Raw genomic sequence first — 14,572 nt, 5'->3', positions numbered from 1 at the left:
CCTCGTACCCAGGGTTAGTGGGCAGCATCGGGCAGCGGTTTGACAGCGAAGACGCCGACATCACAGCCGGGTTCGGCAGCACTCTGCGTCTGCTCAGCAACGGTGCGCAGTGAACTACCCCGTGCAGCGAGAATTTGATTCATGGCCCCAGCAAACCAGCCAGTGAACATGTACTCGACCTTGCGCCCAACCTTACCCAGTTGGTAAACGAAGGCGCTATGTTCTAGCCGCACCTGAGCCGTGCCAGCGTCAAGATCAATCTGTTCGGTGATGAAGTGGCCCCAGCCACGCTGAGAGAGACGCAGCATGTAGTGCTCAAAAACGGCTTCACCTTCGAGGCCATGGCACTCGGCTTCTTTCTCACACCAGTGCCAGGCGCTCTTATAGCCAGCGTGATAGAGGATTTCAGCGTACTTTTCAGCACCTAGCGCCTCTTCGACAGCTACATGGTTGTTGATAAAAAAGTGCCGTGGTACATAGAGCATCGGCAGCGCATCAGTCGTCCAGACGCCGGTTTCACTATCGACTTCGATAGGCAGTGCGGGGGCCAGTTTGGTCACGGGTATCATCCTCTACATCATTATTCTTGGCTAAGGAGCAGGCTTATCCCATCGCTCCTAAATCTTATGGAGCAAGCGTTTAGGCGCCCCAGACATCCTTGAGGACGCGCACCCAGTTCTCACCCATGACCTTCCTTACCTGAGTTTCACTAAAGCCGCGCTTAAGGAGCGCCTCGGTGAGATTGGGGAACTCTCCGATGGTGCGAATGCCTTTGGGATTAATGATCTTGCCAAAGTCTGTCAAACGACGGGCGTAGCCCTTGTCGTGAGTCAGCCACTCGAAGAACTCTTGACCGTGCCCTTGGGTGAAATCAGTGCCAATGCCGATAGCATCTTCACCAACGATATTCATGACGTACTCGATCGCTTCGCAGTAGTCTTCGATGGTGGAGTCGATGCCCTTTTTGAGAAAAGGCGCGAACATGGTGACACCGACGAAACCGCCATGGTCAGCAATGAACTTAAGCTCTTGATCGGATTTGTTGCGCGGGTGCTCTTTGAGACCGGAGGGCAGGCAGTGGGAATAACAGACCGGCTTTTTGGATTCGAGAATCACCTCTTCAGAGGTCTTGGCACCGACATGAGAGAGATCGCACATAATGCCAACACGGTTCATCTCAGCGACAATCTCACGGCCAAAGCCAGACAGTCCGCCGTCACGCTCGTAGCAGCCGGTTCCCACTAGATTCTGGGTGTTGTAGCACATCTGCACGATGCCTACGCCCAGCTGCTTGAAGATCTCTACGTAGCCGATTTGATCCTCAAACGCATGCGCATTCTGGAAACCAAAGATGATCCCTGTCTTGCCCTCTTCTTTCGCACGCGTGATATCAGCGGTGGTGCGTACCGGGCGTACCAGGTCGCTACACTCGGCCATCAGTTGGTTCGACTTGACGATATTATCGACCGTGGCCTGAAACCCTTCCCACACCGAAACAGTGCAGTTAGCAGCTGTCAAACCACCGCGACGCATGTCCTCAAGCAGCTCACGATTCCATTTGGCGATAATCAAGCCATCGATGACGATAGCGTCATCGTGCAGTTCTGAGGGTGTCATAGCTAAGCTCCAACATTGATTTATGTAGCGAGCATAGCGCTGACGTTGGGTTGGGCTGCTCTTGGAAACGACGACGGAAATTCCAAAAACGTCATTGTGTCGTGAACACGACAGCTACTTGAGATCTTTTGATAGTTGCAGCAGCGTGGCATCGATATAAAAAAACGTGCTACCCGACGCTGGGTAGCACGTTCTCATCATTGGCTGCGCAGGAGATATCAGTCCAACAGCGTCACGCTGGCAAAGGTAGGCTCTCCCTGAGCACACGCCAGCGCCTGCTGAGCGCTTGAGAAAGGCTCATTGGTATTGGGTTCGCCTCCCCAGCGTTTGATCAGCGGTGGCGACTTGGCGTGATTATTGCCTTGCCGATCGTGCACCCCGAGACGCTCATTTCTTGGCGGTACGCCAAAGTATTCACGGTAACACTTAGAAAAATGGGGCGTAGAAACGAAGCCACAAACGGAAGCAATCTCGATGATCGATAAAGGCGTTTGCTTGAGCAGCTGTCTAGCGCGCACTAAGCGCAGCTTGAGATAATAACGCGATGGCGAGCAGAGCAGATAGCGTTGGAACAGACGCTCTAACTGACGACGCGAAACATTAACATAACGAGCGAGCTCATCGAGTTCGATCGGTTCCTCAAGGTTGGATTCCATCAATGCGACGATCTCCAACAGCTTAGGCTGTGTAGTACCCAGCACATGTTTAAGCGGCACGCGCTGCTGATCCTGCTCGTTACGCACACGCTCATAGATAAACATCTCGGAGATACCTGCCGACAGCTCACGTCCATGATCATGAGCAATCAGGTTCAGCATCATATCGAGCGGCGCTGTGCCGCCAGACGCCGTGAATCGATCCCGGTCAATCGAAAACAGAAAGGTCGTCAGAATGACATTAGGGAAAGCTTCCTGCATGGAAGCCAGGCACTCCCAATGGATGCTGGTCTCATAGTGATCAAGCAGCCCTGCCTGACCCAGCGCCCAACTCCCCGTACATACCGAGCCTAAACGTCTTAGTTGACGCGACTGCGACTGAAGCCAACGCACATGCTCACGAGTAACACTATGCTGAGGCCCCACTCCTCCGCACACAACGACCCACTCTAGCGACAAGGGGGTGTGCATAGAGGCGTCAGGCGTTACCTGCAACCCATCACTGGCACGTACCGGCAAGCCATCTTGGGTCAGGGTATACCAGCGGTATAGTTCACGGCCGGCCAATTGATTGGCCATCCGCAAAGGATCAATGGCTGAAGCCAGGGAAATTAGCGTGAAATTATCTAACAGGAGAAAACCAAGGGTTTGCGGCTCGCCCGCACGATGGAAATTTGCTGTCAGGTCTTTTGCTTTGTCTGATGTCATCGATTTACCCTCCGTCACCTTTAGATCATCAGTTTTTCTTTTTATTAGTATAGGTGGCGCTGGCGCTTCTTAGTTTCCCATTACTGCAGTGAACACTCACTCGTGCCGGGGTGGCATTACTCTTAAGTCGCATTTTGGCACGAATACGCCGAATAGCGACAAAACCATCTTGCAAACTAAGCGACACGTCGCAAACGCAACAGTCGAGGTCGTTATCGACACGCCTGACAAGTGACCCAGATTTCGATTCATGAGGAGCACTTTTTGTGATGGGTACTTTATTTACCACTGTTTCCTTGAATCCTTACCCGGTTGCCTGCATATCATGACGTAATCCATTTCAAGCGATGCAGAGCTTAGCCATGTCCATTATTGACCCCCGTACCGGCAATCCGTTGACCACGGAACCCGCTAGTATCGACAACGAAGAAGCGAGCACAGTTCGCCCTTCCGTAACAGCTGAAGAAGTTATTATTGAGCTTAATGCTGGCAATATTCAGCAAGTGCTCGAAGCATCGATGCAGGTGCCAGTGCTACTGGGCTGCTACTCACCTTCAAACGCCAGTGGCAATGCTCTGCTATCGGTGTTGGAAAAGTTAGTTGTCGAATACGCGGGTGCTTTCCTGCTTGGCAAGCTGGATATTGAAGCCAATCCGGAAATCGCTAGCCAGTTAGGCGTGCGCTCAGCCCCCGATGTTAAGCTCGTTAGCCAAGGCGGCTTGGTCGATAGCTTCCAAGGCGTATTACCTGAAAAGGAAGTGCGCGAGTGGCTAAACCGCTACTTCCCAGCCCCAGGTGATGCACCGCCTAGTCCAGAAGATCAAGCCGAAGAGGCATTAGCAGCGGGCGATGCAGCAGGCGCGCGCGAAATCTATCAAACCTTGATTAGCCAGTATCCAGAGCATTACGCCTACCAGATCGGCCTTGCAAGGGCACTCGTGGCTGAAAAGCGCGGAGATGATGCCCGCAGCGTGCTCGACAGCTTGCCCCCCGAAGAGCGTGATGCGGCACCTGCCCGCGGTGTGCGAGCCAGCATCGAATTTAGCGAGCAGGCCCTTTCTGTAGAAGAAGTCGCCGCGCTGGGTGATCGCAACGACAGTGAAGCGCGGTACCAGCGTGCACTGCGCCATGTTGCCGATGGCCAATACGAAACAGGCCTTGAGGGGTTGCTTGGTTTGATGAAGGATGACCGCGCCTATAACGACGACGCGGCCCGTAAAACCTTATTGCAAGTATTCGACGCTCTGGGTGCCGACCATCCGCTAACCGTTACCTATCGGCGCAAGCTATTTGCCCTGCTGTATTAATTAGTTACAAGCCAGTGCTGATCAGGCTTTCAGCAGCTTATCCATTCTTGCTAATGCCGCTTCCAGTTGCGAAGCGGTAGTACCAAAATTAAGCCGCACGAACCCAGGGCAGCCAAACGCAGCCCCATCAGAAAGTGCCACGCCCGCCCGTTCCAGTAATGCTTTGGCGGGCGAATCGCTTAGTCCCGCCTCGCGCATATCCAGCCACGCAAGGTAAGTAGATTCCGGCTCGCTCATGGTCACTCCCGGCCATAACGCTACCCGTGCCTGCAGCGTAGCGCGGTGATCACGCAGTACCGCTAACAGCGCTTGGCGCCAGGGCTCACCTTCGCGATAAGCCGCTTCAGCAGCAACCAGCCCCAGTACATTGCCATCCGGCAAAAAGCCTTTTGTGGCCTCAGCAAAGCGCTTACGCAGCGTAGCATCAGGAATAACGGCACAGGCACTGGTCAGCCCCGCAAGGTTGAACGTTTTTGACGGCGCCCACAGCGTGATCGTTCGTTTAGCCAGTTCCGGGAACATGGCAGCCAGGGGGCGATGTTGGGCTCCCTCGTTTAGCAGCAAATCGCAGTGCAACTCATCAGAGACCACCCATAAATCATGCCGCTCAACGACCGCGGCCAACTTGGTAAGCTCTTGGTCACTCCATACACGCCCTGTTGGATTATGCGGGTGGCACCACAGCAGCAGACGGGTTTGCGGCGTTATCGCGGCTTCTAACGCGTCAATATCCAATTGCCAAGGCTCGCCAGGGGACGCCGGCTCAGCTAACATCGCTTGCTGGGCCAGCCGTCCTGTGCGCTCTGCAACGGCCAGAAAAGGTGGATAAATCGGGGCAATCGTCAGAACCCCTTCACCTGGCTTGGTGAGCGCCATCGCCGCAAAGTGCAACGCGGGCACAACCCCAGGCAACCACTGTTGCCAATCGGGCTGAATAGGCCAATCGTAATGGTGGGCGCCCCACTGGCAGAGGGTTTCGGTTAACGTATCGGGCACTTCACCATAGCCATAGACACCGTGCTCCACCCGAGCACGTAGCGCCTCAATCACGGCGGGCGGTGAGCAAAAATCCATATCTGCCACCCACAACGGCAGTACGTTTGCAGCATAGCGATGCCATTTTTGCGAGGCATAATCCCCTTTTGGAGAGCGTCGCTCGACGGGCGTGGCAAAATCAAACGCCATAATTAATCTCACTTATGTTCTTGGGAGTAACTATTGAGCATGCCGCAAGATGACTTTTATACCAAGATGCGCGCGGGACTATCGGCGTTGTTGCGGCAATGGCGTTCACTTGGCCAAGCCGATACTGACCAACTGGCACTCATTTTGGCTGAAACGGCACGGGTCGCCAAACTAGGCACCCCCGATGAGACGCCAAGCGGTGCCACACTTGAGCAGTGGAGCCGCGAAGAGCATGGCGAGATACCACTCTGGGCACCTCGCACCGCGGTATTTTTGCTCAACCAAATGCCTGCCCGCCCCACCCCACAAAGTGATGCGGAGGCCTGCGCCTGGGCTTATTGCTGGCTGCGCAACCGATCATTTGATTCGCTGCACGCCGCCCATGATGCATTGCCGTCCCACTTAAAAGTGCCGCTCGAAAATGCCTTAGAGGCTGCTTGGCGCGACCAACAAGGCCTACGTCTGGTGTAGCTAGCGAAAATTTCCACTGACGATGTGTGTCACTAACCGCGCTTGCGCACCCGCGACTTTGTGATTTGATAACAGCAAGGAAAACACCGCATGATAGAGGTTCCTCTCACTTGGCAACTGGCAAAACTAGGCCTCTCGATTAGCATGGTGCTCGGGCTTGGTGCCATCGCGGTGCGTGCCAGTCCTCGTATAGCAGGGCTACTGGCGGGTTACCCATTAGGAACCGCGTTAGCGCTGTTTTTTATTGGTTTAGAAATTTCCCCGCTGTTTGCAACTCAAAGCGCGGTACATACACTGGCAGGCTTCACTGCAACAATGGCGTTAGTCGCAGGCTATTTAGTGGCAGGTCGCCAACCAGGATTCAAAGGCATCGCTGGCGGCTTAGCAGGCGGTTTTATTGCGTGGTTCGCGGTTAGCACCGTGCTTGCCCAATTCAATTTTACGCGGCTTAGCGGCACGCTGCTGACACTCTGTGCTATCGCTGTGTTTAGCCTGTTATTCCGCAGTATTCCTGATGTAAAAAGTCCCGCCAGTCGCGCCTTTTCGCTTCCCGCACTTGCCGCGCGAGCATGCTTGGCCACCGCCATCGTTTTTGTGATTACCTGGCTCGCGCATTGGCTGCCACCCGCTTGGGCGGGCACACTAGCGGCGTTTCCAGTCACCATGCTGCCTTTTCTGCTCATTCTGCATCTAAACTATGGGTTCGCGCCAGCGGCAACCGTGATCAAACACTACCCTATGGGGCTTGGCTCGTTGCTGAGTTATACGCTATGCGTTTCTTTGACTTACAGCACGTTAGGTCTTTTCTGGGGAACATTAGCGGGGTTCGCAACTGCCACACTGTGGCTACTTGGCTGGATGCAGTTCTCTGCCTGGTATCAACGTCGCGCCACTTGACCAAGCGCTCGCTAGGGGTAATTCTGGTTAACCTGAATTGCTAATAAACAATAAGGATGACCTGATGTTCACCCGTATGATTGAGCCAGCTTTTTACGACACCGATGCGCTAGGCCATATTAACAATACCCGCCTGCCAGCTTGGTTTGAGTTGGCACGTAACGACTTATTCAAACTATTTACGCCAGACCTCAACCCTAAACAGTGGCGTTTGATTATGGCGCGGATGGAAGTCGATTACCGTGCTGAACTGTTCTACGGCCACGACATCGAATTACGTACCTATTTGACACGTTTAGGTACCAGCTCGTTTACAGTGACTCAGGAGGCGCGCCAACATGGCACGCTGACTAATGTGGGGCATACCATACTGGTGCAATACGACCATCAAGAAAAGCGTGCGGTACCTATTGAAGGTGATTTGCGTGATGCGCTATCCGCACACTTACACAGCGCGCCAACGCCGGCTTAATTCACTCCCCTCCGTTCGGCGGGGCGCTGGGAGATCCCCATGGCAATCCGTTATAATCTTTGGATCGATCCGGATAATACGGCGCAGCACCGCGCCGTTGAAGCCGACCTTGAGCGCTATTTTATGGAGCGCTTTGCAGACTACCCGCATATCCGCTTGTTCGGCGCAGATCCTTACGATTATGATGCCCCGTTCAATCGGCTTTACGATGTGTTAATGGCGCGGGCCGCAGAGTACTGCGAGCGGACATGGTGCTATGTGGCGTCTCCCGAGCAGTTGAACCGCTGCTTCTTCCGTGCTGTTGGCCGCTCAAATAAGTTTATTCAAGATGACCGACAGTGAGATACCAACGTAATGGTAATTCGTACCGACCAAGTTCCCAATGAGCGCCAGCTAGCTATTATCACTCAACAGCTCGGGCGTGCTCCCCGCGGTATTGAAGCCGTTGCGGCTACCGATGCCCACGGCACTCCGCTGGTGCTGCGTATGGCGCCGATTGTCGATGGCAAACCGTTTCCCACCCTTTACTGGCTATGCTCCGATCTGCTCAAAATTGAGATCTCACGGATTGAAGCCGTGGGTGTCATTAAGTCGCTGGAACAACGCCTTCAGGAAGAACCTGAATTTCTAGATGCTTACCAACAAAGTCATCACGATTACGTTAAAGCACGCTGGGCGTATATGAGTGATGCCCAACGCGATGAAGTCGCTAAGCTTGGCTATAGCGATGTTCTCACCGAACGCGGCGTGGGCGGCATTAGCAACTGGCAACAGGTACGCTGCCTGCACACTCAGTATGCCCACCATTTATGTGGTAATAACGTGATCGGGCAATGGATGGATGAACACTATAACGTTCAGAGCTGCCTAAGCTAACGGCACATTCATGGCTTGATAACTCACCGCTCATTTATAAGCAGCTGATCTGTCATAAGGACGCTTACCATGGCACGAATTTGTGTATATCTCGGCTCGCGTGAAGGGAACACACCCGCTTTTCGCCAAGCCGCCAACACGCTTGGCACCGCCATTGCCGACCGCGGGCACACGCTTGTTTATGGCGGTGCACGTATTGGTTTAATGGGGGCACTCGCCAATGCGACGCTGGATGCAGGCGGCAAAGTGATTGGCGTGATGCCAGATCACCTTGTTGAGCGCGAGCAGGCACACTTTGGCTTGACTGAGCTTATACGCGTGCCAAATATGCACGAACGCAAAGCCACCATGGCCGCCAATGCTGACGCCTTTATTGCCCTGCCTGGCGGCATAGGCACCTTTGAAGAGCTGTTTGAAATCTGGACCTGGGGCTATTTAGGGCTTCACGAAAAACCCATGGGTCTACTCGACACCGATGGCTTTTATGCTCCACTGCTTACCTTTTTGGATAGTACCGTCAGCCACGGTTTTTTGGCCCAAACAACACGCGATATGTTGATGGATGCGCCCACGCCCAACCAACTACTGGCTGCATTAGAAACACAGCTTGATTCAGCGTAAACCGGCTGTATTAAAGAGATATAGTAAAGGCAAGCACTTAAGGGCAGCGTTTAAATCCCGTACTTAAGACCCGTCTAAGAACGCTACCTGCATCAGCGCTTATTGCCTTCAGTTAGCATAAAGGTACGCTGATAAGTGAGCTGTAACAGACGAGCATCTTCGCCCGCGCGATGACGGTGTATACCACGTTCAGCGATGACAGCTTCCTTTGTGTTACTCCACAATGCTTGCTGCTCTTCGCTGAGCAAAATCCGTAATGCTTCTAAACGAAAGCGCGGCAGCATTCCCGCATGGTGAAACAGCAGCGACAACCAGGTGTTATCGTATCCCCAACTATCACTATAGGCTTTGCCTATCTCACGCAGTTCGTCGTTTAACCACTGTGCCACTTGGCGCACAGGGTGGCCTTCTCGCTGTAAGCGAGCTCGGGAAATTCCGTGCAAAAGTTCAGCTTTGGAGTCCCAATGCGTCCACTCTTCCAACGGCTGAATGAGAAACGCGCAGCAGCTACCGTCGGCACGAGCAATGCCAACTTCAATAGGATAGCTGCCGCGCCCAAATCCTGACGCTTCAATATCTAGCACTGTCGGTAGCGTCTCGGACACTGATTTCCTCATTCACTGATCTCAGCGGCCAAACCACTGACTTATCTTCTAGGCTGCCGCCATTTCCGTCGCTGACTGACGATCAGCCAAGCGTTGCCAATAGGCCGCTTGCTCGCCGTCTACTGCCAAGCCTAGCTCACCTAACCGATAAGCGCGCGCTAGTCGCTCTGCGGCTAAATAATGGCCTGACTGGGCAGCTCGGGCATACCACGTCACCGCGTAATCCTCGCGCCGCGGATACTGAACACAGCCATGCTCATGAATTTGCGCTGCTTGATACTGTGATCTTATATCGCCAGCCTGAGCCGCCTCTAATACATAACGCGCGCCACGCGCCTTATCCTGCGGTGACAGGCTGCGATGAAACAGCATGTGACCGTAGATCGACTGTGCGTCCGGATGCCCCGCTTCTGCACAGCGTTTAAACAAGCGCATCGTCAAACGTTGGGTGCGCGGCGAACGCGGCAATAACCAGCGAGTATGAAACAGCTGTTCGGCTAGGCGAAACTCTAACCGGGTAAACAAAGTTGATGCCTGCGGCATGGCAAACCACCCTGCCTATCTGTTGAGATCTTCGGCTAGCCATCGTTCCTGCGATTTGACCGCTAACCATACGATTAACCAGCGCTAGGCTGGTCGATGGGCTGGCAAGCATACGCTTGCCTTTGCGCTTACTCAACCCTATTGATTTGCTGCTTTTGTAGCGCCTCGCTAACATGCCTCTCACGCGCCGTTATTAGCGGCGTTTATCACCGAATATCCTGAGGCAATTTCGCTTCATTGAGGAGACGATAATGCAAACGCGCCCACTGGGTAGAACCGGGATGGAGGTCAGCCGACTTTGTTTAGGCACCATGACCTTCGGCGAACAAAATAGTGAAGCAGAAGCCCACGAGCAGCTTGATCGCGCAGTCGCTTTTGGCATCAACTTTATTGACACCGCTGAAATGTATCCGGTTCCACCAAAGGCTGAAACGCAAGGGCTTACAGAGTCTTATATTGGCAGTTGGCTGAAAGCCCGTAGTGCCAGAGATGATGTCATTATTGCCACCAAAGCCGCAGGCCCTGGCTTAGACCATATTCGTGGTGGTCCAAGAATGACTCGCGACCATCTACACCAGGCTGTTGAAACCAGCCTTGCACGGCTCAACACTGACTATATCGATCTCTATCAATTGCACTGGCCAGATCGCAAAACCAACTTTTTTGGCCAACTGGGTTATGCCCATGAAGAGCAAGAAGACGCAACGCCGCTAGAAGAAACACTGTCAGCACTAAAAGAACTTGTTGATGCCGGAAAAGTACGCGCCATAGGCCTTTCTAATGAAACGCCGTGGGGAGTTATGCGCATGCTGCAGTTATCTGAGCAGTTGGGGCTGCCACGGGTAGCGTCTATTCAAAATCCCTATAACTTGCTTAACCGTTCGTTTGAAGTCGGTCTCGCTGAGATAGCTCACCGTGAAGACGTGGGCTTACTCGCTTACTCGCCGCTGGGCTTTGGTGTGCTGTCGGGTAAGTACCTTGATGGTGCACAGCCGCCGAAAGGGCGCTTGACGCTCTATGAGCGGTTTAAACGCTATACCTCGCCAGAAGCAGAAGCGGCAACACAGGCGTACGTTCAACTGGCCAGGGAGCATGACTTGGATCCTGCCCAAATGGCGCTGGCATTTGTGAACTCTCGCCGTTTCCTGACCAGCAATATTATTGGCGCCACCACGATGGATCAGCTTGAAAGCAACCTCGACAGCGAGAGCCTTAAGCTGGATGAAGAAGTGCTCACCGCGATCGACGACATCCATCGTCGGATGCCTAACCCCTGCCCCTAATCACGTTTTCACGTTTTCACGTTTTCACGTTTTCACTATCAAACCGATAGCCTCGGCCATTGCTGAGGCTTGGTATAATCGCATCAGTTACTTCTTCCTCTTTTCTGTCACGGCATAAGGAGCACGCCATGCTGAGCGTTATTTCCCCCGCCAAAACGCTAGACTTTGAAACACCCTCAACAACCGATAAAGTCACTCAGCCCAACTTTCTCGACCATAGCAAACCATTAATTGAGATTCTGCGCGATTATTCACCACAACAACTCAGCGATCTAATGGGCATCAGCGATAAATTGGCGGGCCTTAACGCTGCCCGCTTCGCTGACTGGCAACCACCGTTCACCTTGGATAATGCCAAGCCAGCGGTTCAGGCTTTCCAAGGAGATGTCTACACAGGGTTGGAAGCCAACACCTTTAGCGATGACGACAACCTGTTTGCCCAGCAACATCTACGTATTCTATCGGGGCTATACGGCTTGCTGCGTCCGCTGGACCTGATCCAGGCCTACCGGCTGGAGATGGGCACTAAACTACCCAATGACGCTGGCAAGGACCTTTACGCCTATTGGAAACCAACGTTAACGCAAGCACTTAATAGCGCCATTGAAGAAAGTGGCTCAAACGTACTGGTCAACCTTGCATCTAACGAATACTTCAAGGCGATCGATACGAAGAAGCTAGGCGCTCGGGTCATCACCCCCGTTTTCAAAGACGAGAAAAACGGCTCTTTCAAAATCATTAGTTTTTATGCAAAAAAAGCCCGCGGCTTGATGAGCGCATGGATTATCCAGCAACAAATCAACGATCCCGAGCAACTCACTGCTTTTGACGTGGCTGGGTATCGGTTTGATCCTGCGGCCTCTCAAGGAGACACGTTAGTGTTCACCCGTAACGAAAATGCTCGTCCATGAACGCGCTCATTAGAAAAAAGTCACAGCGCGCGGCGAGCGCGGCTTTAGAAAGCGTTGGTGGACATCTTTGAACAGTGGCGTATCACAGCGATATAGCCATTCATAGGCAACCATGTCTGCTGTCACCGCCACTGCTCCGTTAGCACAAGCGCGCTCCCTAGCAAGGCGGGCCTCATCACTGCGACGGCTCGCCGTCGCTTCGCTCAGCCAAAACACTTGATACCCCGCCTCTAACAAGCCAAGCGCACTTTGCAAAACGCAGATATGAGCTTCTGTGCCGCAAATGATCACTTGTTTACGCCCCTGTTCTGCAAGCGCTTCAGCAAACGCTGTCTCTTCCATTGCGCTGAAATGATGCTTTTGCCAAATGCGATGATCGCCTAGTGCATTTAATAACGCAGGGGCAGTACCACCGAGCCTCTCTGGATACTGTTCCGTTAGCCAAACAGGTACTTTTACTGCATTAGCAACACCAGCCAACCAGGTAGCCTCTTCAATCGCTGATTCGCCTCCATCAATCACGGGCAAAAGTCCCGCTTGAAAGTCGACAATTAGTAACAAACTTTGAGCTTGATGTAAGCGCACGTTTTCACCCTCTTTTTGTCGTTATACACAACAACACCTTAACCCGTTTCCCCACTTACACGGTAAACTTGTCACTGCTTATTTCCTACACGCCTCTCCCGAGGTGGATAACCTTAATTACTGCATCTCTCATGGAGAATCAGAATGTTACGACAGTTTTTTGCCATGTTCCTGGTCAGCGTTATAGGCATAAGTGCCGCCGTTGATTATGCCGAAGCACGACGCTTAGGCGGTGGTAGCAGTATGGGTAGTGTTTCTCGCTCGGCGGATAAGCCCGCCAGCACTCCGGCACAACAACAAGCTCAGAGCACTCAGCAACAAGGCCAAGCTACTGCCGCTCGTCGTGGTGGTATGGGCGGCATGGTGGGAGGCCTGCTGGCCGGAGGCTTACTAGCAGCGCTTTTCTTCGGCGGCGCCTTTGATGAGCTACGCCTTATGGACATATTGCTAATGGCTGGAATTGTTGCCTTAGCAATCTTCGCTTTCCGTGCCTTTATGCGACAGCGACGCCCAGCATCAGCCACGGTGGCAGGCTATCAGCGTGAACGCCAGGAGACTCAGCACACACCGAGCAGCTTCACCGCAGCACCTGGCAGTTTGGCGAGCAGCTTACAGAGCACGCCTGCTTGGTTCGATAAAGAGCGCTTTTTGGGCGGTGCCAAAGAGCACTTTATGACGCTGCAACGTGCCTGGGACAATAATGATCTGCCCCAGATTCAAGAGTATGTAACGCCAGAATTTTACAACTTGCTACGTAAAGAGCGTGCCGAGCAGCCTGCCAATAATCGTACCGAGGTGGTACGTCTGTTTGCTGAACTAGGCGATATCAATGAGTACGATGGCTATGCCGAAGCCAGCGTTATTTTCCACGGCATTTTGGAAGAGAACGGCGAGCAAACCGAGTTCAACGAAACATGGCACCTGACTCGCAGTCTGCGCGATCAAGCGCCCTGGTACCTACAGGGTATTGAGCAAAATCCGGGTTCATAGCCCCTGATCAGTTAGCATGACTGCCTTAGAACGCAAAACAGCCGCTTCTTAGCGGCTGTTTTTGTATCGATACGTATCAATACACGGTGAAGAGGCGCTCGCTTACTCCTTAGCAGACTCTTCGATATTCTCGCCCATCTCTTCTAGGCTTTCGCCCGCATCTTCCATGCTCTCATCAATATTTTCACCTGCTTCTTCAGCAGGGCCCTGATTATCACAGGCAGCTAGGCCGCCCATCATCATGGCCATCAGTAGCGCAACCGCAAGCTTCTTCATCAACGGGGTACTCATATCGCTTCTCCTCCTGAGATGCTGCTTGAATGATAGGTACCCGCTCATACTAGTTGCTAGGCAGCGCTTCCGCCACCACGGACCAGTAACTCCCTGTTATTTAATTTATTTAAACGGTTGCTTTAAGGAAGCTCTATGCACTTCTCCGCGCCGCCCTCGTCATTCCCGCAGGCCCTTAGCGGGAATCCATGTTGACTTGGGGTTTCGGGCTGCTACAGGTCAAGGTGGATTCCCGATAACCCCACTCGGGAATGACAGTGCGGTGGCTCGGGAATGACGGTGCGGAGACTTGGGAACATCTCTAATTGATTTTCTTCCGCGCAAACAAAAAACCCAGCCGATGGGCTGGGTTCTTTGTTAAATAAGTGCCTGACGATGACCTACTCTCGCATGGGGAGACCCCACACTACCATCGGCGCTAAGCGGTTTCACTTCTGAGTTCGGCATGGGATCAGGTGGTTCACGCGTGCTATGGTCGTCAGGCGTAACTGGTCATGTATATCATGCTGAACATGTAATCGATGTTTTGTGGCGTCTCTTGTTTCCTGCCACTG

At 53.1% G+C, this 14,572-nt stretch carries 18 protein-coding genes and 1 rRNA gene; 10 read left to right on the top strand and 9 right to left on the bottom strand.

Translation table 11 applies throughout. The annotated features are described in order from the left end of the window. Positions 1-14: 14 nt before the first annotated feature. From NF683_RS09165 to gbdR, 3 genes are all read right to left on the bottom strand, one after another. Positions 15-560, bottom strand: a complete 546-nt coding sequence (locus NF683_RS09165) for a 4-vinyl reductase (protein WP_089040921.1) — start codon at positions 558-560, stop codon at positions 15-17. A gap of 79 nt (positions 561-639) precedes the next feature. Further along, positions 640-1,617, bottom strand: coding sequence for a dipeptidase (locus tag NF683_RS09160; protein WP_089039341.1), 978 nt, complete (start codon positions 1,615-1,617; stop codon positions 640-642). 218 nt (positions 1,618-1,835) lie between these two features. After that, positions 1,836-2,981: a choline metabolism transcriptional regulator GbdR gene (gene gbdR, locus NF683_RS09155; protein WP_089039342.1), complete on the bottom strand. Its 1,146-nt coding sequence runs from the start codon at positions 2,979-2,981 to the stop codon at positions 1,836-1,838. A gap of 362 nt (positions 2,982-3,343) precedes the next feature. Here gbdR and NF683_RS09150 point away from each other — a divergent pair, with 362 nt between their 5' ends. Further along, a complete protein-coding gene (locus tag NF683_RS09150) occupies positions 3,344-4,288 on the top strand; it encodes a co-chaperone YbbN (protein WP_089039343.1) in 945 nt (314 codons plus the stop codon). Between the two features lie 21 nt (positions 4,289-4,309). Here NF683_RS09150 and NF683_RS09145 read toward each other — a convergent pair whose 3' ends face one another. Continuing rightward, positions 4,310-5,473, bottom strand: coding sequence for a MalY/PatB family protein (locus NF683_RS09145; RefSeq protein WP_253921784.1), 1,164 nt, complete (start codon positions 5,471-5,473; stop codon positions 4,310-4,312). Positions 5,474-5,512: 39 nt separating this feature from the next. Here NF683_RS09145 and NF683_RS09140 point away from each other — a divergent pair, with 39 nt between their 5' ends. From NF683_RS09140 to NF683_RS09115, 6 genes are all read left to right on the top strand, one after another. Then, entirely contained in the window at positions 5,513-5,944 is a 432-nt protein-coding gene (locus NF683_RS09140; RefSeq protein WP_089039345.1) for a hypothetical protein, read from the top strand. Between the two features lie 90 nt (positions 5,945-6,034). Further along, positions 6,035-6,841: a hypothetical protein gene (locus tag NF683_RS09135; protein WP_193061730.1), complete on the top strand. Its 807-nt coding sequence runs from the start codon at positions 6,035-6,037 to the stop codon at positions 6,839-6,841. Positions 6,842-6,905: 64 nt separating this feature from the next. Then, positions 6,906-7,313, top strand: a complete 408-nt coding sequence (locus tag NF683_RS09130; RefSeq protein ID WP_038480812.1) for an acyl-CoA thioesterase — start codon at positions 6,906-6,908, stop codon at positions 7,311-7,313. 39 nt (positions 7,314-7,352) lie between these two features. Next, complete coding sequence (locus tag NF683_RS09125; protein WP_089039347.1) at positions 7,353-7,655, top strand: hypothetical protein; 303 nt, start codon at positions 7,353-7,355, stop codon at positions 7,653-7,655. Between the two features lie 12 nt (positions 7,656-7,667). After that, on the top strand, positions 7,668-8,189 hold the full coding sequence (locus NF683_RS09120) for a DUF501 domain-containing protein (RefSeq protein ID WP_089039348.1): 522 nt from the start codon (positions 7,668-7,670) through the stop codon (positions 8,187-8,189). A gap of 69 nt (positions 8,190-8,258) precedes the next feature. Further along, on the top strand, positions 8,259-8,810 hold the full coding sequence (locus tag NF683_RS09115) for an LOG family protein (RefSeq protein WP_038480803.1): 552 nt from the start codon (positions 8,259-8,261) through the stop codon (positions 8,808-8,810). 92 nt (positions 8,811-8,902) lie between these two features. On the opposite strand, the gene NF683_RS09110 is transcribed toward NF683_RS09115, so the two are convergent. Beyond that, positions 8,903-9,415 (bottom strand): hypothetical protein, encoded by a 513-nt coding sequence (locus NF683_RS09110; protein ID WP_089039349.1) that lies wholly within the window; start codon positions 9,413-9,415, stop codon positions 8,903-8,905. A 48-nt stretch (positions 9,416-9,463) separates the two neighbouring features. Then, the gene (locus NF683_RS09105; RefSeq protein WP_089039350.1) at positions 9,464-9,958 is read right to left on the bottom strand and encodes a tetratricopeptide repeat protein; all 495 of its coding nucleotides are present in this window, start codon (positions 9,956-9,958) and stop codon (positions 9,464-9,466) included. 251 nt (positions 9,959-10,209) lie between these two features. On the opposite strand from NF683_RS09105, the gene NF683_RS09100 reads away from it, so the two are divergent. Next, the gene (locus NF683_RS09100) at positions 10,210-11,241 is read left to right on the top strand and encodes an NADP(H)-dependent aldo-keto reductase (RefSeq protein ID WP_193061733.1); all 1,032 of its coding nucleotides are present in this window, start codon (positions 10,210-10,212) and stop codon (positions 11,239-11,241) included. Between the two features lie 128 nt (positions 11,242-11,369). Then, on the top strand, positions 11,370-12,152 hold the full coding sequence (gene yaaA, locus NF683_RS09095; protein ID WP_089039352.1) for a peroxide stress protein YaaA: 783 nt from the start codon (positions 11,370-11,372) through the stop codon (positions 12,150-12,152). 9 nt (positions 12,153-12,161) lie between these two features. Here the strand turns inward: yaaA and NF683_RS09090 are convergent, their stop codons facing one another. Then, entirely contained in the window at positions 12,162-12,737 is a 576-nt protein-coding gene (locus tag NF683_RS09090) for an isochorismatase family protein (RefSeq protein WP_089039353.1), read from the bottom strand. Positions 12,738-12,881: 144 nt separating this feature from the next. Here NF683_RS09090 and NF683_RS09085 point away from each other — a divergent pair, with 144 nt between their 5' ends. After that, a complete protein-coding gene (locus tag NF683_RS09085) occupies positions 12,882-13,727 on the top strand; it encodes a Tim44 domain-containing protein (RefSeq protein WP_089039354.1) in 846 nt (281 codons plus the stop codon). Positions 13,728-13,829: 102 nt separating this feature from the next. Here NF683_RS09085 and NF683_RS09080 read toward each other — a convergent pair whose 3' ends face one another. Next, the gene (locus tag NF683_RS09080) at positions 13,830-14,018 is read right to left on the bottom strand and encodes a hypothetical protein (protein ID WP_089039355.1); all 189 of its coding nucleotides are present in this window, start codon (positions 14,016-14,018) and stop codon (positions 13,830-13,832) included. A 367-nt stretch (positions 14,019-14,385) separates the two neighbouring features. Further along, a 5S ribosomal RNA gene (gene rrf / locus NF683_RS09075) occupies positions 14,386-14,501 on the bottom strand. Positions 14,502-14,572: the final 71 nt, after the last annotated feature.

The organism is Halomonas sp. MS1 (assembly GCF_024182575.1).
Taxonomy (GTDB): Bacteria; Pseudomonadota; Gammaproteobacteria; order Pseudomonadales; family Halomonadaceae; genus Vreelandella.
This window is presented reverse-complemented; position numbering and strand designations above follow the sequence as displayed.

Bases quoted from the DNA above. Each gene is read 5' to 3' on its own strand.
- NF683_RS09160 (WP_089039341.1), bottom strand. From the start codon at position 1,617: ATGACACCCTCAGAACTGCACGATGACGCTATCGTCATCGATGGCTTG.
- gbdR (WP_089039342.1), bottom strand. From the start codon at position 2,981: ATGACATCAGACAAAGCAAAAGACCTGACAGCAAATTTCCATCGTGCG.
- NF683_RS09150 (WP_089039343.1), top strand. From the start codon at position 3,344: ATGTCCATTATTGACCCCCGTACCGGCAATCCGTTGACCACGGAACCC.
- NF683_RS09145 (WP_253921784.1), bottom strand. From the start codon at position 5,473: ATGGCGTTTGATTTTGCCACGCCCGTCGAGCGACGCTCTCCAAAAGGG.
- NF683_RS09140 (WP_089039345.1), top strand. From the start codon at position 5,513: ATGCCGCAAGATGACTTTTATACCAAGATGCGCGCGGGACTATCGGCG.
- NF683_RS09135 (WP_193061730.1), top strand. From the start codon at position 6,035: ATGATAGAGGTTCCTCTCACTTGGCAACTGGCAAAACTAGGCCTCTCG.
- NF683_RS09130 (WP_038480812.1), top strand. From the start codon at position 6,906: ATGTTCACCCGTATGATTGAGCCAGCTTTTTACGACACCGATGCGCTA.
- NF683_RS09125 (WP_089039347.1), top strand. From the start codon at position 7,353: ATGGCAATCCGTTATAATCTTTGGATCGATCCGGATAATACGGCGCAG.
- NF683_RS09120 (WP_089039348.1), top strand. From the start codon at position 7,668: ATGGTAATTCGTACCGACCAAGTTCCCAATGAGCGCCAGCTAGCTATT.
- NF683_RS09115 (WP_038480803.1), top strand. From the start codon at position 8,259: ATGGCACGAATTTGTGTATATCTCGGCTCGCGTGAAGGGAACACACCC.
- NF683_RS09105 (WP_089039350.1), bottom strand. From the start codon at position 9,958: ATGCCGCAGGCATCAACTTTGTTTACCCGGTTAGAGTTTCGCCTAGCC.
- NF683_RS09100 (WP_193061733.1), top strand. From the start codon at position 10,210: ATGCAAACGCGCCCACTGGGTAGAACCGGGATGGAGGTCAGCCGACTT.
- yaaA (WP_089039352.1), top strand. From the start codon at position 11,370: ATGCTGAGCGTTATTTCCCCCGCCAAAACGCTAGACTTTGAAACACCC.
- NF683_RS09085 (WP_089039354.1), top strand. From the start codon at position 12,882: ATGTTACGACAGTTTTTTGCCATGTTCCTGGTCAGCGTTATAGGCATA.
- NF683_RS09080 (WP_089039355.1), bottom strand. From the start codon at position 14,018: ATGAGTACCCCGTTGATGAAGAAGCTTGCGGTTGCGCTACTGATGGCC.